Source organism: Streptomyces sp. NBC_00878 (genome assembly GCF_026341515.1).
Lineage (GTDB): Bacteria > Actinomycetota > Actinomycetes > Streptomycetales > Streptomycetaceae > Streptomyces.
This window is the reverse complement of the sequence record NZ_JAPEOK010000001.1, coordinates 3,540,720-3,558,872: the sequence shown is the minus strand read 5'-3', so window position 1 is coordinate 3,558,872 and position 18,153 is coordinate 3,540,720. Positions and strand designations below refer to the sequence as shown.

The window sequence follows — 18,153 nt, the reverse complement described above, 5'->3', positions numbered from 1 at the left end:
GTCACCGGGATCGGAATTGCGATCGGTCATGGGATCGGTCATGCGATCAGCGACGGGATCAGCGACGGGACCAGTGACGGGACCAGTGACGGGATCAGCGACAGGAGCGGTCGCGAGATCAGTCGCCCTCTCGTCGCTCGCGCGTGGAGAGCAGTCGGCGCAGTGAATAGAGGCGTGCCGGGTCCGCGTGGCCCTCTGCCACCCACTCGTCCAGCGCGCAGTCCGGCTCGTCGTGGCTGCACGCGCGCGGACAGCCCTCGGTGCCGGGCTCCAGGTCGGGGAAGGCCTTGATGACCCGCGACGGGTCCACATGGTGCAGGCCGAAGGACCGTACGCCCGGAGTGTCGACGACCCAGCCGTCGTTGTCGGGCAGCGGGATCGCCCGGGCCGACGTCGTGGTGTGCCGGCCGCGGCCGGTGACCGCGTTGACCACGCCCGTCGAACGCCGCCGCTCGCGCGACACGAGCGCGTTGACCAGCGTCGTCTTGCCGACGCCCGAGTGTCCGACGAAGGCCGTGATCTTGCCGTCCAGTTGCTTGTGCACGCGGTCCAACGCCTCGCCGCTCTCCAGCTCCTGACGGCTCGTCACGACGTACGGGACGCCCAACGCCCCGTACATCTCCAGGAGTTCGTCAGGAGATGCCAGGTCCGACTTCGTCAGGACCAGCAGGGGGTCCAGACCGCCGTCGTACGCCGCCACCAGGCAGCGGTCGATGAGGCGAGGGCGCGGCTCGGGGTCGGCCAAGGCTGTGACGATGGCCAACTGGTCGGCGTTGGCGACGACCACGCGCTCGTACGGATCGTCGTCGTCGGCCGTGCGGCGCAGGACGGAGGTGCGCGGCTCGATGCGGACGATCCGGGCCAGCGTGTCCTTCTCGCCGGACAGGTCGCCGACGATGGCCACCCGGTCGCCGACGACCGCGGCCTTGCGGCCCAGTTCGCGAGCCTTCATCGCCATGACGACACGGTCGTCGACCAGGCAGGTCAGGCGGCCCCGGTCGACGGTGAGGACCATGCCCTCGACCGCTTCCTCGTGCTTGGGGCGGATGTTCGTACGAGGCCGGTTGCCCTTGCGGTTCGGGCGCTGGCGGATGTCGTCCTCGTCGGTGTGCTTGCCGTAACGGCGCATGATCCCGGTCCGCCCGTCAGTTCCCGAGCATTCCGGCCCACAGATCGGGGAAGTCCGGCAGGGTCTTCGCCGTCGTCGCCACGTTCTCGATCCGTACGTCCTCGACCGCGAGGCCGATGATCGCGCCCGCGGTGGCCATGCGGTGGTCGTCGTACGTGTGGAAGGTCCCGCCGTGCAGCGTGCGCGGGCGGATGTGGAGGCCGTCGGCGGTCTCGGTGACGTCACCGCCGAGTTCGTTGATCTCCTTGGTGAGCGCGGCCAGCCGGTCCGTCTCGTGCAGGCGCAGATGGGCCACGCCGCGGAGGGTGGAGGGGGAGTCGGCGAGGGCCGCGACCGCCGCGATGCCCGGGGTCAGCTCGCCGACCTCGCCGAGGTCCACGTCGATGCCGTGGATCGAGCCGGAGCCGGTGAACTCCAGGCCCCGGTCGGTCAGTTCGCAGGAACCGCCCATCTCGGTGAAGATCTCGCGCAGCTTGTCACCGGGCTGGGTGGTGCGGACCGGCCAGTCAGGGATGACGACCCGGCCGCCGGTGACCAGGGCGGCCGCCAGGAACGGCTGGGCATTCGACAGGTCCGGCTCGATCGTCAGGTCGCGGCCGAGGAGCGCGCCCGGTGTGACCCGCCAGACGTTCGGCTCGCCGCCCGACTCCGGGGTGTCCACCTGGGCACCGATCGACCGCAGCATGTCGACGGTCATCCGGATGTGCGGCATGGAAGGGAGCCTGGAGCCGGTGTGCCGTACCTCCACGCCCTGGTTGAAGTGCGGGGCGGACAGCAGCAGCGCCGACACGAACTGGGACGACGAGGACGCGTCGATCTCCACCGGGCCGCCCTCCAGCGCCCCGGAGCCGTGCACGGTCAACGGCAGCGCGCCGCGGCTGTCGTCGTCGATACGGGCACCGAGGGCACGCAGCGCGTCGATCACACCGTTCAGGGGGCGCTCGTACGAACGCGGGTCGCCGTCGAAGCGGATGGGGCCGTCCGCGAGGGCGGCGACCGGGGGCAGGAAGCGCATCACCGTGCCGGCGTTGCCGACGTCGACCGTGGCCGGGCCGTGCAGGCCCGAGGGGATGACCCGCCAGGCCTCGCCGGACCCGTCGGGGCCCACGCCCTCCTCGATGCCCACGCCCATCGCCCGCAGGGCGCCGGCCATCAGGAGGGTGTCGCGGGAGCGGAGCGGGCGGCGCAGCCAGCCGGGCTCCGCCGCGAGGGCGGCGAGGACGAGGGCGCGGTTGGTGACCGACTTGGACCCGGGCACGTGGACCGTCGCGTCGACGGCTCCGCTCGCGTGCGGGGCGGGCCAGAGGGCGGTGTGTGCGGCGTTAACGGGCATGCCCTCACTTTAGTGGCTAGCCACTAACGGAGATCTTGATCGAAAGCGGCGGAACCACTCCGTGGGGGTGCGCCCAAGAGCTCGGGAGGTTGGTGTGGTCGGGCGGCTGCGGCGTGTGTGTGGCTGGTCGCGCAGTTCCCCGCGCCCCTGAAGACCCCCCTCCGGGGGAGCCTTCACAGCCCCAGTAGCCACCTGCCTCCGCCCAACAGTGAGCACAAGGACACCGCGTGGAACAGGAACAGCCACATGCCTGCCGGGACGTGGGTCAGGCGGGAGAGTTGGTCGGCGTCCGAGTCGCCGGCTCCGCCTCGGCTTCGCTTGACCTGGAGTTCGAAGGCCGGGCGCACGCCGCCGAGGAGGAGGAACCAGACGACGGCGTAGGCGAAGGCCGCCTGCACCTGGGGGCCGGCCAGCCACGAGACCACGACGAACGTGCCGCCGGTCAGGAGGACCGTCAGGGCGCCGTACGCGTTGCGGATCATCACCAGCATCGCCACGAGCAGCACCGTGGCCAGCCACAGCAGGGCCGTGATGTGGCCCGCGGCCAGCAGCGCGGCGCCGCCGAGGCCGAGCAGCGGGGGAGCGGTGTAGCCCGAGGCCGCCGTGAGGATCATGCCGAGACCCGTCGGCTTGCCGCGGCTGACGGTGAGGCCGCTGGTGTCGGAGTGCAGCCGGATACCGCTGAGGCTGCGGCCCGTGAGCAGCGCGACGAGACCGTGGCCGCCCTCGTGGGCGATGGTGATGGCGTTGCGCGAGAGCCGCCATATGTTGTGCGGCACGATCACGGCCAGTGCGGCGACCATCGTGGCTATGACCACCCAGGTGTCCGGGTCGGGCTGGCTCCCGAAAACCTCGTCCCAGAGGGAGGCCAGCGAGGTGGCGGCGATGCTGTCCATTGTGGGGTTGGGCTCCTCTGGCAGGCAGTCGAAAGGGGCCGGCGCGCAGCGCCGTCTTTGAGGGGTGGTGGTCGGGAGACGGGCGGGCCTGGCAGTGTTGCACGTATGTGCGGACGGTATGCAGCGAGTCGTAGGCCCGAGGATCTCGCAGGAATCTTTGAGATCGAGAAGTGGGAGCCTCAGGAGGCTCTGGACCCCGACTACAACGTGGCTCCGACCAAAGAGGTCTACGCGGTCCTGGACCGCCCTCTTAAGGACGCGGAAGACCCGAAGCCGGTTCGGCAACTGCGCAAGCTCAAGTGGGGCCTCGTTCCGTCCTGGTCGAAGACCCCCGAGGGCGGCGCCCGGATGATCAACGCCCGCGCCGAGACCGTCCACGAGAAGCCCTCGTTCCGGCGGGCCTTCGCCACCCGGCGCTGCGTCATCCCCGCCGACGGCTATTACGAGTGGGTGACCGGCACCGGCGAGCGCGACCTGGAGGTCGAGGGCAAGAAGAAGCGACCGCGCAAGCAGCCGTACTTCGTACTCCCCGCCGACGGATCCGTCTTCGCCATGGCCGGGCTGTACGAGTTCTGGCGGGACAGGACCCTGCCCGACGACCATCCGCGGGCCTGGTGGGTGACCTGCTCCGTCATCACCACGGAGGCGGAGACCGCGCCGCTCGCCGTCGCCCCGGAAGAGGGGCCGCGCGCCCTGGCCGACATCCACCCGCGGATGCCGCTCATGCTGACCCCGGACCGCTGGGACTCGTGGCTCGACCCGTCCCGTACGGACGTCGAGGACCTGCGTTCCCTGCTCGTCCCGCCGCCGGAGGGGCTGATGCGGGCGTACCCCGTCTCGATCGCGGTGAGCAACGTCCGCAACAACGGGCCGGAGCTGCTGAAGGAGCTGGAGGGGCCCGAAGAGGGCACACTCTTCTGACGTGACGGATCAAGCGACAGAGATCATCGAGTGACAGAGAACATCAAGTGACAGAGATCATCGAGACCATCGACACCGACGCGGGTACGGCCCGTGTCACCTGGCACCGGGCCAGGGCGGCGCGGCTGGTGCTGGCCGTCAGCCATGGCGCCGGCGGTGGGATCGAGGCGCGCGACCTCCGGGCGCTCGCCGCCGAGCTGCCCGCGCACGGTGTGAGCGTGGCCCTCGTCGAGCAGCCCTGGCGGGTCGCGGGCAAGAAGGTGGCGCCCGCGCCGAAGACGCTGGACGTGGGATGGCGAGGCGTGTGGCCCGCCCTGGCGAAGCCCGGACTGCCCGTGATCGCGGGCGGCCGCAGCGCCGGAGCCCGCGTGGCCTGCCGCACGGCCACCGAACTCGGCGCCCACGCCGTCCTCGCGCTCAGCTTCCCCCTCCATCCGCCGGGGAAGCCGGAGAAGTCCCGGGCCGACGAGCTGCTCGGCTCCGGGGTGCCCACGCTCGTCGTCCAGGGCGGCCACGACCCGTTCGGCAGGCCGGAGGAGTTCCCGGAGGGCGCGTACGAGTCCTCCGAGGGTGCGTACGAGCTGGTCGAGGTGCCGTACGGCGATCATGGCTTCGCCGTGCCGAAGCGTGCCCCGATCGACCAGGACCAGGCCCTGAAGATCGTCACCGACGGCGTACTGAAGTGGACCTCCTCACTCGGGTGACCCCCGGGAATGCTGAGCTCCGGACCACTGTTGTGCGAACCAGACAGCACGACACGTGCTGTGAGAAGTCGCATGAGAGGAAGTCCGCCGCATGGGTTCGACCATCTGCCCGAGCCGTAGCAGTAAGGCTGACCTGGATTGGTCGGTTCTGCGTGCGGCGAAGACCACCCCTATTCGGGCGGCGGGCGGGCCGGATCGTCGTCTATCCTCCGAATCTGGTAGGACCGGCTTCGGTCCTGCCCAGACTCTGGAGGAGGTGGGTCCGGTCACAGGGACCGACGCAGGGACCGAACACGGCCAGGCGGAGCAGCCCGAGGGCACGGGCAGCGGCGAGTCGACCGCCGAGCGCAGTGCGCGCTTCGAGCGGGACGCGCTGGAGTTCCTCGACCAGATGTACTCGGCCGCGCTGCGCATGACGCGGAACCCGGCCGACGCCGAGGACCTGGTGCAGGAGACGTACGCGAAGGCGTACGCGTCCTTCCACCAGTTCCGCGAAGGCACCAACCTCAAGGCGTGGCTGTACCGGATCCTCACCAACACCTTCATCAACTCGTACCGCAAGAAGCAGCGCGAGCCCCAGCGGTCCGCCGCCGAGGAGATCGAGGACTGGCAGCTGGCGCGCGCCGAGTCGCACATGTCGACCGGTCTGCGCTCCGCCGAGTCGCAGGCGCTCGATCACCTGCCCGACTCGGACGTCAAGGAAGCGCTGCAGGCGATCCCCGAGGAATTCCGCATCGCCGTCTACCTCGCTGATGTAGAAGGCTTTGCGTACAAGGAGATCGCGGACATCATGGGGACACCCATCGGTACGGTGATGTCCCGGCTGCACCGGGGCCGCCGCCAACTGCGCGGCATGCTCGAGGACTACGCGAAGGACCGCGGCCTGGTCCCGGCGGGCGCCGGGGATTCGGACGGAACGAAAGGCTCGGGCTCATGAGCTGCGGAGAGCCGCACGAGACGGACTGCAGTGAAGTACTCGATCATCTCTACGAGTTCCTCGACCGGGAGATGCCGGATGCCGACTGCACCAAGTTCGAGGTGCACTTCGAGGAGTGCTCCCCGTGCCTGGAGAAGTACGGCCTTGAGCAGGCCGTGAAGAAGTTGGTCAAGCGGTGCTGCGGCCATGACGACGTGCCGACCGATCTGCGGGCGAAGGTCATGGGCCGTATCGAGCTGATCCGCTCCGGCGAGACCGTGCCCGAGCACGACGTCACCACGGTCGCCGACATCAGCGGCGCTGCCACCGAGGGCTGAGGGTTCCGATTCCTGCGGGGCCCTGTGGTCCCTGCGGGTCCCCTGTGATCGCTGCGGGTCCCTGTGGTTCCTGCGGTGCCGTGTGAGCTCACTCGAACGGGCGAATCTGCCTCCCGTGCCCGGCCAATCGTGCCATGCCTTCCCCGAGCCGTGCCCGGCCGCCCTATCGTCGTCCTCCATGTCTCAAGGCCTGTAAGGGGCTTGTGCCGGAGGGCCGGGCCACAGGGAAGGGAGCGCCATGCGGCCGGTTTCGCCGTGGGCGCGTGTCTACGTCGTCTGCACCGCGCTCGCAGCGGTGTGCTGTGTCGTCCCGGTACGGGCCGCGCACGCCCCCTGGGGTGCGGTGCTGCTCTTCGCGGCACTCTGCGCGGGCTGCGAACGGCTCGCCGGAAGCCGGTTCGCGGCGGGTCGCACACCCGAGGGCGCGAGGGTGTCCGGGGAAGCGGGTGGTTCCCCCAGGTGGCAGACGCCCGTGATCCTCGCCGCGGCCTTTCTGCTGCCGCCTGCCGCCGCGGCGCTCGTGGCCCTGACGGGGGCGCTGCCGGCCCGGGTCGAGCAGCGGCCGCGGTGGCTGCGGCGGGTGTGGCGGGCCGGGCAGCTCGCGCTCGCGGCCTGGGCCGCCTCGTGGGTGCACGGGGCGCTGGGCGGGCGGGACGCGGTCCTCTCGTCCGACTTCCCGTACGTTCTCGTGACCGCCGGTGCGGCTGTCGTGGCGTTCTGCCTGGTGCTGACCGTGCTCGACGGGGGGATCCTGGTGCTCGCCGTGGGGGCACCTCCCACGCCTTTCGGGCAGCGGGGGAGGGCGCCGGTCCGGACGGCGTGGCGCGGTCTCTTTCTCCGCTCGCTCGCGCCCGTCGCCGTGCACGGGCTCGCCGGGCTGATGATGGCGGTGCTCTGGCGCAGCCGGTACGGGCCGGTCGCCGCGCTGCTCGTGCTGTTGCCGATGTACGTGTCGTGGTGGGTGTTCGCGCAGTACCACCGGGAACGGGCCGCCCATCAGGCGACCATCCGGGCGCTCGTGCAGGCCGTCGACATCAAGGACGGCTACACACGCGGGCACAGTGAGCGGGTGGGCCAGGCGTCGATGGTGATCGCGCGTGAACTGGGCATGGACGACGAGCGGGCCGAGGTGCTCAGGTTCGCCGGGATCCTGCACGACGTGGGCAAACTCGGGGTTCCCACGCGGCTGTTGCGCAAGGACGGCCCGCTGACGCCCGAGGAGCGGCGGGTGATCGAGCTGCATCCCGAGTACGGGCACGAGATGGTGCGCGGGATCGGCTTTCTGGGGGAGGCGAGGTCGGCGATCCTGCATCACCATGAGCGGCTGGACGGGAGCGGGTATCCGTACGGGCTGAAGGGGGGCCAGATCCCGGAGTTCGCGCGGGTGGTGGCGGTCGCGGACGCCTTCGACGCGATGACGTCCACTCGGTCGTACCGGCGGGCGCGGCCTGTGGCCGCCGCGTTGGAGGAGTTGGAGCGGTGTGCGGGTGCGCAGTTCGATCCGCGGATGGTGGAGGCGTTGGTACGGGGCCTTGGTCGGCGGGGGTGGCATCCTGCCGTGACGGCGGACGAAACGCCGCTGCGGTTGCCGCTGGGCGACGAGCCTTACCCACCCACTCCGCCCGTTTCCAGCACGCCCTCAGGTCACCGCAAAAGCGTCGGCGGACCCACGCCATGACCGCCCCAGGCATCCCGCCGCCCTCACGAGCCACCGGCCCCCACGCCTGCCTGCCCGACCGAGTCCCCTCCTCGGCTTCCGCCTGCCGCGTGTCTGTGCGCCGCCGAGCATCCGCCCTCCACTCCGCCCGCCGAGTCACCACCCGCACCGCCCGCCCGAGGTTCCCGTGAAACCTCCGCGCCCCCTGCCAGTGCTCACCCTCGCCCGTGCCACCGCCGCCCTTCTCGTGGCCGTCTCCCTCGGCGTCACCCTCTGGCACGGCCTCGACGAACGCGGGGGCGCCCTCGCCTTCGGACTGCTGATCGCCGTGGGGGAGCTCGCTCGGTGGGGTGAAGCCGAGCAGCGGGAGGCGGCGCCGCTCGGGGCCGCCGGGGCCCTCGCGTACGCGTTGCTCGGGGAGAACGGCGGGCAGACCACCCACCACGGGGTTCCGCAGGTCGTCGCCGTCGTCGTGGCGGCCTCGCTGGTGGGGTGCGTGCCGCATGTGGCCAAGGGGCACGGGCCCACCGCCGACCACCTCACACGCCGCGTCCTGACCGTCGCCTTCGCCGCCGTGTGCTTCCAACCCCTCTACAACCAGGGCAGGTTGAAGGAGTGGGCCGGCGACGGACCCACGTACGCGGCCCTCGTCGTCGCGCTGCTCGTGCTGACCGCGCTGTGGGACGCCGTCCTGGCCGCCGCCATGGCGCACGCGCGGACCCGGTGGCCGTTCGGGCCGTTGCTGCGGGACGAACTGCGGGGCACACTCGGCATCGGGTCTGCGGTCTGCGCGACCGGCGCCGTCATGGCGCTCGCGGTCGCCGTCGCCGGCCTGTGGGCGCTGCCCGTGTTCTCCCTGCCGCTGCTGCTCACCCAGCTGTCCTTCCGGCGGTACGCGGCCGTGCGGACCACCTACCGCCAGACCATCGCCTCCCTCGCCCGGGCCACCGAGATCGCCGGCTACACCCCGGCCGGGCATGCCAGACGCGTGGCCGCGCTCAGCCGGGCCGTCGGCCGTGAGCTGGGGCTCTCCGAGCCCGAACTGACCGTTCTGGAGTACGCGGCCCTGATGCACGACATCGGGCAGCTGTCCCTCGTCGATCCCGTCCCCGCGGGGGCCACGGCCGTCCTCGCCCCCGCCGACCAGCGGCGCATCGCCCTGCTCGGCGGCGCCGTGGTGCGCCAGACCGGGGTGGACGCGGAGGTCGCCGTGGTGGTGGAGCGGCAGGCGGACCCGTACCGCGAACAGCCGGTCAGTGCCAGGATCGTACGGGTGGTGAACGCGTACGAGGAGAAAGTCCGGGAAGCAGGTCCCGGCGGGCCCCTCAAAGCCTTGGCGGAACTGCGGCTCGGCACCGCCCGGGACTATCAGCCCGAGGTCGTGGAGTCGCTGGCCAGGGTGCTCGCGAGGGGCAGTCTTATGCTGCCCCTGGCTGGGTAACCCATGGGTAATGAGCGGGCGTCCGACCGTACGTGGTTGGATGCGAGGAAGAGGACATCAGGGGGCACAGTCCAGCCCGAGGCTGCACGCTCTTCAACGAACTGGCAGGCGGGAATCGTGAGGATCTTCGGCAAGGGACGGCACCGGCCCTCCGCCTCATGGCGGCAGGCCACCGACCGCGCGTTCACGCTGATCGGCGACGGCCGGTACGAGGACGCGGGAGCGCTGCTCACGCGTGCCGCGGACCTGGAGCCCTGGCTGTCCGAGTCGTGGTTCAACCTCGCGCTGCTGCACAAGTTCCGGCACGACTGGGAGCAGGCGCGGGCGGCCGGTCTGAGGGCCGTGGCACTGCTCGACCGGGAGACCGGGGCCCCTGATTGGTGGAACGTCGGCATCGCGGCCACCGCCCTCCAGGACTGGCCGCTGGCCCGGCGGGCCTGGCAGGCCTACGGGCTGCGGGTGCCCGGCGGCGCCACCGCTTCGGGAGAACCGGTGGGCATGGACCTCGGCAGTGCGGCCGTACGGCTGTCTCCCGAGGGCGAGGCCGAGGTGGTGTGGGGGCGGCGGCTCGACCCCGCCCGGATCGAGGTCCTCTCCATTCCGCTGCCGTCCTCCGGGCGGCGCTGGGGCGAGGTCGTGCTGCACGACGGGGTTCCGCACGGCGAGCGGACGACCGCCGCGGGGCACGCGTATCCCGTGTTCGACGAGATCGAGCTGTGGGCGCCCTCTCCCGTGCCGACCTGGGTCGTGCTTCTGGAAGCCGAGACCGAGGACGACCGGAACGCCTTGGAACGGCTGGCGGCCGACGCCGGGTTCGCTGCCGAGGACTGGTCGTCCTCCGTGCGGCTGCTCTGCCGGATGTGTTCCGAGTCGCGGATGCCGTCCGACGAGGGGGACGGCGAGCATCTCGATCCGCATGATCACAGTGAGCCGGGGCATCCGGGGCCGCTCGGGCATCGCACTGATGGGCAACTGTGGGTGCCTGAGCGGGAGTGTGGGCTTGCCGCCCCCGCCTCGTTGGTGAAGGGGCTGTTGGACGGGTGGGTTGCCGACAGTCCTGAGTCCCGGGACTGGCGGGATCTCGAAGAGGTTTGTTAGGGGTTGCGCGGACCGTTGTCGGCTGCGGGCCGTCCGTGGCTGGTCGCGCCCCGCGGCGGAGCCGCATATCGGCACAGTCCCGCGCCCCTTTCAGGGGCGTGCCCCCCGTACCCTGTATCAGCATCACCACCCAGTTTCCGAGGAAGGCTTACGTCGGTCATGGCGCAGCAGGACATCGATCAGCAGCACGTGGGCGTGCTCCCCGTGGACGACGAGGGCTTCGTCATCGACAGTGAGGACGACGCGGGGGAGCGTGAGGCGGCCTATCGCGGGCGCGGTTCCTCGCGGCCCATCACGGTCGTGGGAAATCCCGTACTGCACAAGGAGTGCAAGGACGTCACGGAGTTCGGCGACGACCTCGCCAAGCTGGTCGACGACATGTTCGCCAGCCAGCACACCGCCGAGGGCGTGGGCCTGGCCGCCAACCAGGTCGGCGTCGACCTGAAGGTCTTCGTCTACGACTGTCCGGACGATGAGGGCAAGCGGCACGTCGGCGTGGTCTGCAACCCCGTGCTCGTCGAGCTGCCCGCCGAGCGGCGCCAGCTGGACGAGAGCAACGAGGGCTGCCTGTCCGTGCCGACCGCGTACGTGCCGCTCGCCCGGCCCGACTACGCCGAGGTCACCGGGCAGGACGAGAAGGGCAACCCGATCAAGGTGCGCGGTACCGGCTACTTCGCGCGCTGTCTCCAGCACGAGACGGACCACCTGTACGGGTACCTGTACATCGACCGGCTCTCCAAGCGCGAGCGCAAGGACGCGCTGCGGCAGATGGCCGAGAACGAGCCGCGGTACCCCGTCGTCGCGAACGACTGAACCACCGCCATCACGCTACCGGCGCGCGTTCAGGCGGCCTGTGTGCCCCTGAACGTGCGCCGGTACGCGTTCGGGGTCGTGCCCAGCGAGCGGACGAACTGGTGGCGCAGCGCGGCCGCGGTCCCGAATCCCGTGCGGTCCGCGATGAAGTCCATCGTCTCGTCCGTACCCTCCAGCAACTCCTGGGCCAGCAGCACCCGTTGACGCAGCAGCCAGCGGTACGGAGTCGTGCCCGTCTCCTGCTGGAAGCGGCGGGCGAACGTGCGCGGGGACATGAGCGCGCGAGCGGCGAGCTGCTCGACGGTCACCTCCTTGTCGAGGTGGCGCTCCATCCAGACGAGCACCTCACCGACCGTGTCGCACTGCGAGCGCGGCAGCGGCCGCTCGATGTACTGGGCCTGGCCGCCGTCGCGGTGCGGCGGCACCACCATGCGGCGCGCGATGGCGTTCGCGACCTCGGGCCCGTGCGCCTCGCGCACGATGTGCAGACAGGCGTCGATGCCGGCGGCGGTGCCGGCGGAGGTGATCACCGGGCCCTCGTCGACGTACAGGACGTCCGGCTCGACGTCGATGCGCGGATACCGCTGGGCGAGTTCGTCCGCGTGCCGCCAGTGCGCGGCGCACCGCCGCCCGTCGAGGAGCCCCGCGGCGGCGAGCACGAACACTCCGGAGCAGACGCTGAGCACCCGGGCACCCCGCTCGACCGCCCGGCGCAGCGCGTCGAGCAGCTCCGGCGGATACTCCCGGGTCGCATACGTGTTCCCGGCCGGTACGGCGATCAGGTCGGCGCTCTCCAGCCGTTCGAGCCCGTGCTCGGTGTGCACGGAGAAGCCGGCGTGCGTGCGCAGCGTCGGCCCCTCGGCGGAGGCGACCGCGAAGTCGTACACGGGCAGGCCCTGGTCGCTGCGGTCGAGGCCGAACACCTCGCAGACCACGCCGAGTTCGAAGGGATGCACGCCGTTGAGCAGGACGACGGCCACGTTCTTCAGCATGCTGCCAGTGTGCACCCGATCTGGCAGGAAATCGAGGGTGAGCGGCAGTCCTGCCACTCACGGTAAGGAGCAATCGGCGCGACAGTGGTGTCCATGGAAACGACACAGCTGGAAGGCCTGATCTCAATGCTCTTCGTCCTCGGAATCCTGGTCCTGCTCGTCCTCCCCTCGGTGATCGGCATCGTGCGCGACCGGCGCATCGACCGTCAGCTCAGGGAGGCCGAGCAGGGACACCGCAAGGATCAGAAGTCCTCGTCGAAGCCGACCGAACCCTCCACCGCCACCTGGTACGCCGAAGGCCGGCGCTCGAAGAAGTTGGTCAGCTCCTGAACGCCCTGCAGCTCCATGAAGGAGAAGGGGTTCTCGGAGCCGTACACCGGAGCGAAGCCGAGGCGCGTCAGACGCTGGTCGGCGACGCACTCCAGGTACTGCCTCATCGAGTCGGTGTTCATCCCCGGGAGGCCGTCACCGCACAGGTCGCGCGCGAACTGCAGCTCGGCCTCGACGGCCTCCCGGAGCATGTCGGTGACCTGCTCCCGGAGCAGGTCGTCGAAGAGCTCAGGCTCCTCCTTGCGGACGGTGTCCACGACCTCGAAGGCGAAGCTCATGTGCATCGTCTCGTCGCGGAACACCCAGTTGGTGCCCGTCGCCAGACCGTGCAGCAGACCCCGGCTGCGGAACCAGTAGACGTACGCGAAGGCACCGTAGAAGAACAGCCCCTCGATGCACGCGGCGAAGCAGATGAGGTTCAGCAGGAAGCGGCGGCGGTCGGCCTGCGTCTCCAGCCGGTCCAGCTTCTCGACCTCGTTGATCCACTTGAAGCAGAACTCGGCCTTCTCGCGGATGGACGGGATGCTCTCCACGGCGTCGAAGGCCGCGGCCCTGTCCTGCGGGTCCGGCAGATACGTGTCGAGCAGCGTCAGATAGAACTGGACGTGCACGGCCTCCTCGAAGAGCTGACGGCTCAAGTACAGCCGCGCCTCGGGGGAGTTGATGTGCTTGTAGAGCGTCAGCACCAGGTTGTTCGACACGATCGAGTCGCCCGTCGCGAAGAACGCGACCAGCCGGCCGATCATGTGCTGCTCACCCGGTGACAGCTTCGCCAGGTCGGACACGTCCGAGTGGAGGTCGACCTCCTCGACGGTCCAGGTGTTCTTGATCGCGTCCCGGTAGCGCTCGTAGAAGTCCGGGTAGCGCATGGGGCGGAGGGTCAGCTCGAAGCCGGGGTCGAGCAGGTTCTTCTGGGTCTTTCCGGTGTACTCGGCGTTCTGGGTGTTCTCGGGAGCGGTGGTCATTACTGGCACGCCTCGCAGGACTCGGGGTTCTCAAGGGAGCAGGCGACGGCGTCCTCGTCGGGAGTCGCGGGAGTCGCCTGTACGGGAATGGGGGCTGCCGCGGCCGACGAGGAACCCGCGGCACGGGCGATGCGTGTCGCCGGGCGCGAGCGCAGGTAGTACGTCGTCTTCAGCCCCGACTTCCAGGCGTACGCGTACATCGAGGAGAGCTTGCCGATGGTCGGCGTCTCCAGGAACAGGTTCAGCGACTGGGACTGGTCCAGGAACGGGGTCCGGGCCGCCGCCATGTCGATCAGGTCGCGCTGCGGGATCTCCCACGCCGTGCGGTACAGATCGCGCACGTCCTGCGGCACCCAGGTGAAGCCCTGCACCGAGCCGTTCGCCTCGCGCAGCGCCTCCCGGGTCTGCGCGTCCCACACGCCGAGCTTCTTCAGCTCGGCCACCAGGTAGGAGTTGACCTGGAGGAACTCGCCGGAGAGCGTCTCGCGCTTGAACAGGTTGGAGACCTGCGGCTCGATGCACTCGTAGACGCCCGCGATGGACGCGATGGTGGCGGTGGGCGCGATGGCGAGGAGGAGGGAGTTGCGCATCCCGGTCGCCGCGATCCGCTCGCGCAGCGCCGCCCAGCGCTCCGGCCAGTTCAGCTCCACGTCGTAGTGGTCGGGGTGCAGCACGCCCCGTGCCGTACGGGTCTTCTCCCAGGCGGGCAGCGGGCCGCTCCGCTCGGCGAGGTCGGCGGACGCCTCGTACGCGGCGAGCATGACGCGCTCGGCGATCCGCGTGGAGAGCGCCTTGGCCTCCGGGGAGTCGAAGGGCAGCCGCAGCTTGAAGAAGACGTCCTGCAGGCCCATCGCGCCCAGGCCGACCGGCCGCCACCTGGCGTTGGAGCGGCCCGCCTGCTCGGTCGGGTAGAAGTTGATGTCCACGACCCGGTCGAGGAACGTGACGGCCGTACGGACGGTCGCGTCCAGCCGCTCCCAGTCGATGACGTCAGTGGCCCCGGGTGCCGTGTCGACAAAGGCACCCAGGTTCACCGAGCCGAGGTTGCAGACCGCCGTCTCCCCGTCGTCCGTGACCTCCAGGATCTCCGTGCAGAGGTTGGAGGAGTGGACCGTGTGGCCGGGCAGCGCGGTCTGGTTGGCCGTGCGGTTGGCGGCGTCCTTGAAGGTCATCCAGCCGTTGCCGGTCTGCGCGAGGGTGCGCATCATGCGGCCGTACAGGTCGCGGGCCGGGATCGTCTTCTTGGCGAGGCCCTGCTCCTCCGCCTTGCGGTACGCGGCGTCGAACTCCTCGCCCCACAGGTCGACCAGCTCGGGCACGTCCGACGGCGAGAACAGCGACCACACGCGGTCCTCGTTCACCCGGCGCATGAACTCGTCCGGGATCCAGTGCGCGAGGTTCAGGTTGTGCGTACGCCGGGCGTCCTCACCGGTGTTGTCGCGCAGCTCCAGGAACTCCTCGATGTCGGAGTGCCAGGTCTCCAGGTAGACCGCGGCGGCGCCCTTGCGCCGGCCACCCTGGTTCACGGCGGCCACCGAGGCGTCGAGGGTCTTCAGGAACGGCACGATGCCGTTGGAGTGCCCGTTCGTCCCGCGGATCAGGGAACCGCGGGAGCGGACACGGGAGTACGCGATGCCGATGCCGCCCGCGTGCTTGGAGAGCCGGGCCACCTGGTGGTAGCGGTCGTAGATGGAGTCCAGCTCGTCCAGCGGGGAGTCGAGGAGGTAGCAGGACGACATCTGGGGGTGCCGCGTACCGGAGTTGAAGAGGGTGGGGGAGGACGGCAGGTAGTCGAGGCGGCTCATCAGCCCGTAGAGCGCGGCGACTTCGTCGACGGACCTCGTCCGCGCTTCCGGGTCGGGCCCGGTGTCCTCGGCGAGACCGGACGCCACCCGGAGCATGAAGTGCTGGGGCGTCTCGATCACCTGGCGGGTGATCGGGTGCCGCAGGAGGTAGCGGCTGTGCAGCGTGCGCAGGCCGAAGTAGCCGAAGCGGTCGTCGCCTTCGAGGTCGATCAGCGCGTCCAGGCGGGCCGCGTGGGTCCGTACGAACTCGGCGGTGCGGTCGGCGATCAGGCCCTCGCGATGCCCGACCGCGACGGACTCGGAGAAGGACCGGACCCCCTGCGAGGCGGCCTCCGCGGCGATGCTGATCGTCAGCAGGCGGGCGGCCAGCTTCGAGTACACGGGGTCCTCGGAGATGAGGCCCGCGGCCGCCTCCGTGGCCAACTCGCGCAGCTCCGCGGTGACCCCGGCGGCTCCGACGGAGGACCGGCCGCGCAGCGCGGCGGCGGCGACCCTGCCGGGATCGGCGTCGGGGAGGTCGGCGGTGAGGTCGGTCAGGGTCCGCAGCAACACGGCTCCCGGTCCGTCGGCCTCGGCCCTGTCCTGCTGGTTCAGGGGCGCATTCGCTGAGACCGGATCGGCTGGCGCGATGGTCACGTGGGGCTCTCCCTCGCTCGGCACGGGGCCTGCGGGGAGAGGGGTTCGGGGCACACGGGGGTACACGCTCTGCGCAGCGGTACGCCGCGTCCACCGGCCCACTCCGCGAGGCCCGGACGTCATGGCACCCGGGCCGGACGGCCTGGGCACGCTGTCGGCAGGTCCTCGGACTGGCCGTGCGCACAGCTCTCCACTGGGGACAGACATGCACAAGTACACCGTTGCGGGACAGTTCCGGATTCGCACCGGATTCCCCTGCGGCGACAGCGAGCATGAGCATACATCTTGTGCCGGGCTGGGGAAGCACCCCCACATGTTGTGTCGTGTCGGCTTCGGAGGGTGTATCGGAACGTGTCAGAGCGTCAACTCGTACGTGAGCAGCATGATGTCGTCGAGGTCCGGGATCGGGTTCCAGTCGCGGTCGGGGGCGCGGGTGAAGCCGAGGCGTCCGTAGATGCGGTGGGCGCTGTGCATGGTGCGCTGGGTGGACAGCACGACGCGTACGCAGCCGTCCGTGGCCCGGGCGCGGGCGACACAGGCACGGACGAGGGCCTCGCCGACTCCGCGCCCGCGGGCCGCCTTCGCGACCGCCAGCATCCGTATCTCGGCCTCGCCGTCGCGCGCGATGTCGGCCATGGGCCCGCCGGAGGGGACGAAGGTCACGCCGCCGACAACCCGCTCACCGGCCCCTGCCCCCGCCCCTGCCTCCGCCCCCATCACGGCTACCAGTACGTCGGCGGCCTCGGCCCGCTTCGCCACGTCCCGCAGCTCGCCCAGATACTCGTCGCTCTCCCCGAAGTCGAGCAGCCCGTCTCCGAGATAGGCCTGCGCGGTGATCTCGCCGACCGACTCGTACTCCTCGGGTCTCGCCTGCCTGATCACGATGTCCATGCTGTGCAGTGTGCCGGAGGGGTACGACAACGGGCCGCCGGGTTTCTCCCGCACCCGCCGGTGCCGGGGACGGCCGAAGGCGGGCTCAGGCCACGGACGGCCACTGCGGGAGGGTCGTGACGAAGTCCTTGGTGAAGTCGCGTGGGCCCGCGCCGAGGGCCACGCGGCCCGTGTGGCGGGTGCGGGCGGTCAGGGCGGGCGACTCGGTGTAGTAGTTCCGTTGGGCGGCCGAGGGGACGAACACGGTCTGGCCGCGGGTGAGTTCGCTGGCGCACTCGACGACGACGGCTCCCTCCGCGAGCGTCACGAACGACTCGTCGGCGCACACGCCCACGGCGAGCGGATCGTGCAACGGGCAGGAGTCGCCTCCGCCGTGGCGGCGGTAGGAGTCGATGTAGACCCCCAGGAGCCGGGCCGCGAGGGCCGCGCCAGGGCCCGCCGCCTCCAGCGCGGCGAGGTCGGCGAGGCCGAAGAGCCAGCGGTGCGAGGCGTCCAGGTCGACCATGGTGAACGGGATGCCGGACGAGAGGACCACCTCGGCCGCGTCCGGGTCCGCCCAGATGTTGAACTCGGCGACCGGGGTGATGTTGCCGGGCACCCGGGCGGTGCCGCCCATGAACACGAACTTCTTGACGCGGTGGGCGAAGTCCGGGTCCTCCAGGAGTGCCACGGCCACATTGGTGAGCGGGCCGGTGGCGCACACGGTCAACTCGCCCTCGTGCTCCCGGGAGAGCCGCAGCAGCGCCTGTGCGGAGGACTCCGGCAGGTGTGCGGCGGTCGAGTCGGGCAGTGTCTCGTGGCCGAGGCCGGCGGGGCCGTGGAAGTGGGCGGCGGACGTGTACGGGAGGCGGGTGAGGGGGCGGGGGGCTCCGCGGTGGACCGGGACGTCGGTGTCGATGCGGAGGGCTCTCGCGAGGGCGCGGGCGTTGCGGTAGGTCTGTTCGGCGGGGAGGTTGCCGCCCACGGAGGTGTAGGCCCTGAGGTCCCATCTGCCCGTGCCGAGCAGGTACTGGAGGGCAACGGCGTCGTCTATGCCGGGGTCGCTGTCGAGGACGATCGGTGAACGGACGCTCATGCCGACCAGCGTAGCCGCGGACTGGCGTGTGGCCAGGGGGAGTTGTCGCCCCCGCCGCCCCTACCCGTCCCGTCCCTGGGGGCTGCGCCCCCAGACCCCTGCATCGGCCTGAACGGCCTCGTCCTCAAACGCCGGACGGGCTGAAAATCAGCCCCTCCGGCGTTTGAGGAGCGGGGGTTCGGGGGCTGGCCCCCGAAAGGGACGGGAATGGGT

At 70.7% G+C, this 18,153-nt stretch carries 17 protein-coding genes and 1 riboswitch; of the genes, 9 read left to right on the top strand and 8 right to left on the bottom strand.

Annotation, left to right across the window (positions count from 1 at the left end; translation table 11 throughout):
• Positions 1–118: 118 nt before the first annotated feature.
• The 3 genes from rsgA to OHA11_RS14730 form a co-directional block, all read right to left on the bottom strand.
• Positions 119–1,129 carry a ribosome small subunit-dependent GTPase A gene (rsgA, locus tag OHA11_RS14740; protein ID WP_266496284.1) on the bottom strand — a complete coding sequence of 337 codons (1,011 nt, stop codon included), beginning with the start codon at positions 1,127–1,129 and terminating at the stop codon, positions 119–121.
• 16 nt (positions 1,130–1,145) lie between these two features.
• On the bottom strand, positions 1,146–2,462 hold the full coding sequence (gene aroA, locus OHA11_RS14735; RefSeq protein WP_266496282.1) for a 3-phosphoshikimate 1-carboxyvinyltransferase: 1,317 nt from the start codon (positions 2,460–2,462) through the stop codon (positions 1,146–1,148).
• 173 nt (positions 2,463–2,635) lie between these two features.
• The gene (locus tag OHA11_RS14730) at positions 2,636–3,358 is read right to left on the bottom strand and encodes a M50 family metallopeptidase (protein ID WP_266496281.1); all 723 of its coding nucleotides are present in this window, start codon (positions 3,356–3,358) and stop codon (positions 2,636–2,638) included.
• Between the two features lie 105 nt (positions 3,359–3,463).
• On the opposite strand from OHA11_RS14730, the gene OHA11_RS14725 reads away from it, so the two are divergent.
• The 8 genes from OHA11_RS14725 to def all read left to right on the top strand — a co-directional run bounded on the left by OHA11_RS14725 (position 3,464) and on the right by def (position 11,246).
• Positions 3,464–4,279 (top strand): SOS response-associated peptidase, encoded by an 816-nt coding sequence (locus OHA11_RS14725; RefSeq protein WP_266496279.1) that lies wholly within the window; start codon positions 3,464–3,466, stop codon positions 4,277–4,279.
• Positions 4,280–4,326: 47 nt separating this feature from the next.
• The gene (locus OHA11_RS14720) at positions 4,327–4,983 is read left to right on the top strand and encodes an alpha/beta family hydrolase (RefSeq protein WP_266496276.1); all 657 of its coding nucleotides are present in this window, start codon (positions 4,327–4,329) and stop codon (positions 4,981–4,983) included.
• Between the two features lie 256 nt (positions 4,984–5,239).
• Entirely contained in the window at positions 5,240–5,920 is a 681-nt protein-coding gene (gene sigR / locus OHA11_RS14715; protein WP_266496273.1) for an RNA polymerase sigma factor SigR, read from the top strand.
• Positions 5,917–6,237, top strand: a complete 321-nt coding sequence (rsrA, locus tag OHA11_RS14710) for a mycothiol system anti-sigma-R factor (RefSeq protein WP_266496270.1) — start codon at positions 5,917–5,919, stop codon at positions 6,235–6,237. Before sigR ends, rsrA begins: the two co-directional genes overlap by 4 nt.
• Positions 6,238–6,475: 238 nt before the next feature.
• A complete protein-coding gene (locus OHA11_RS14705; protein WP_266496267.1) occupies positions 6,476–7,915 on the top strand; it encodes an HD-GYP domain-containing protein in 1,440 nt (479 codons plus the stop codon).
• A 166-nt stretch (positions 7,916–8,081) separates the two neighbouring features.
• Positions 8,082–9,335 (top strand): HD-GYP domain-containing protein, encoded by a 1,254-nt coding sequence (locus OHA11_RS14700; RefSeq protein ID WP_266496264.1) that lies wholly within the window; start codon positions 8,082–8,084, stop codon positions 9,333–9,335.
• Positions 9,336–9,452: 117 nt separating this feature from the next.
• A complete protein-coding gene (locus OHA11_RS14695) occupies positions 9,453–10,433 on the top strand; it encodes a hypothetical protein (RefSeq protein ID WP_266496261.1) in 981 nt (326 codons plus the stop codon).
• Between the two features lie 159 nt (positions 10,434–10,592).
• Positions 10,593–11,246, top strand: a complete 654-nt coding sequence (def, locus tag OHA11_RS14690; RefSeq protein ID WP_266496258.1) for a peptide deformylase — start codon at positions 10,593–10,595, stop codon at positions 11,244–11,246.
• A 29-nt stretch (positions 11,247–11,275) separates the two neighbouring features.
• Here the strand turns inward: def and OHA11_RS14685 are convergent, their stop codons facing one another.
• On the bottom strand, positions 11,276–12,238 hold the full coding sequence (locus OHA11_RS14685) for a helix-turn-helix domain-containing protein (RefSeq protein ID WP_266496255.1): 963 nt from the start codon (positions 12,236–12,238) through the stop codon (positions 11,276–11,278).
• A gap of 93 nt (positions 12,239–12,331) precedes the next feature.
• Between OHA11_RS14685 and OHA11_RS14680 the strand changes: the two genes are divergently transcribed.
• A complete protein-coding gene (locus OHA11_RS14680; RefSeq protein ID WP_189837538.1) occupies positions 12,332–12,568 on the top strand; it encodes a hypothetical protein in 237 nt (78 codons plus the stop codon).
• Here the strand turns inward: OHA11_RS14680 and OHA11_RS14675 are convergent.
• The 4 genes from OHA11_RS14675 to OHA11_RS14660 all read right to left on the bottom strand — a co-directional run bounded on the left by OHA11_RS14675 (position 12,481) and on the right by OHA11_RS14660 (position 17,940).
• Positions 12,481–13,533 (bottom strand): ribonucleotide-diphosphate reductase subunit beta, encoded by a 1,053-nt coding sequence (locus OHA11_RS14675; protein WP_266496249.1) that lies wholly within the window; start codon positions 13,531–13,533, stop codon positions 12,481–12,483. The genes OHA11_RS14680 and OHA11_RS14675 overlap by 88 nt on opposite strands.
• Positions 13,533–15,974 carry a ribonucleoside-diphosphate reductase subunit alpha gene (locus tag OHA11_RS14670; protein WP_266496247.1) on the bottom strand — a complete coding sequence of 814 codons (2,442 nt, stop codon included), beginning with the start codon at positions 15,972–15,974 and terminating at the stop codon, positions 13,533–13,535. The genes OHA11_RS14675 and OHA11_RS14670 overlap by 1 nt, the downstream gene beginning before the upstream one ends.
• 138 nt (positions 15,975–16,112) lie before the next feature.
• Positions 16,113–16,284, bottom strand: a riboswitch (cobalamin riboswitch).
• 44 nt (positions 16,285–16,328) lie between these two features.
• Positions 16,329–16,865, bottom strand: coding sequence for a GNAT family N-acetyltransferase (locus OHA11_RS14665; RefSeq protein WP_266496244.1), 537 nt, complete (start codon positions 16,863–16,865; stop codon positions 16,329–16,331).
• A gap of 85 nt (positions 16,866–16,950) precedes the next feature.
• Positions 16,951–17,940: a nucleoside hydrolase gene (locus OHA11_RS14660; RefSeq protein WP_266496241.1), complete on the bottom strand. Its 990-nt coding sequence runs from the start codon at positions 17,938–17,940 to the stop codon at positions 16,951–16,953.
• Positions 17,941–18,153: the final 213 nt, after the last annotated feature.

Excerpts from the sequence above, each read along its gene's own strand:
- rsgA (WP_266496284.1), bottom strand. The coding sequence starts at position 1,129 with ATGCGCCGTTACGGCAAGCACACCGACGAGGACGACATCCGCCAGCGC.
- aroA (WP_266496282.1), bottom strand. The coding sequence starts at position 2,462 with ATGCCCGTTAACGCCGCACACACCGCCCTCTGGCCCGCCCCGCACGCG.
- OHA11_RS14730 (WP_266496281.1), bottom strand. The coding sequence starts at position 3,358 with ATGGACAGCATCGCCGCCACCTCGCTGGCCTCCCTCTGGGACGAGGTT.
- OHA11_RS14725 (WP_266496279.1), top strand. The coding sequence starts at position 3,464 with ATGTGCGGACGGTATGCAGCGAGTCGTAGGCCCGAGGATCTCGCAGGA.
- rsrA (WP_266496270.1), top strand. The coding sequence starts at position 5,917 with ATGAGCTGCGGAGAGCCGCACGAGACGGACTGCAGTGAAGTACTCGAT.
- OHA11_RS14705 (WP_266496267.1), top strand. The coding sequence starts at position 6,476 with ATGCGGCCGGTTTCGCCGTGGGCGCGTGTCTACGTCGTCTGCACCGCG.
- def (WP_266496258.1), top strand. The coding sequence starts at position 10,593 with ATGGCGCAGCAGGACATCGATCAGCAGCACGTGGGCGTGCTCCCCGTG.
- OHA11_RS14685 (WP_266496255.1), bottom strand. The coding sequence starts at position 12,238 with ATGCTGAAGAACGTGGCCGTCGTCCTGCTCAACGGCGTGCATCCCTTC.
- OHA11_RS14680 (WP_189837538.1), top strand. The coding sequence starts at position 12,332 with ATGGAAACGACACAGCTGGAAGGCCTGATCTCAATGCTCTTCGTCCTC.
- OHA11_RS14675 (WP_266496249.1), bottom strand. The coding sequence starts at position 13,533 with ATGACCACCGCTCCCGAGAACACCCAGAACGCCGAGTACACCGGAAAG.
- OHA11_RS14665 (WP_266496244.1), bottom strand. The coding sequence starts at position 16,865 with ATGGACATCGTGATCAGGCAGGCGAGACCCGAGGAGTACGAGTCGGTC.
- OHA11_RS14660 (WP_266496241.1), bottom strand. The coding sequence starts at position 17,940 with ATGAGCGTCCGTTCACCGATCGTCCTCGACAGCGACCCCGGCATAGAC.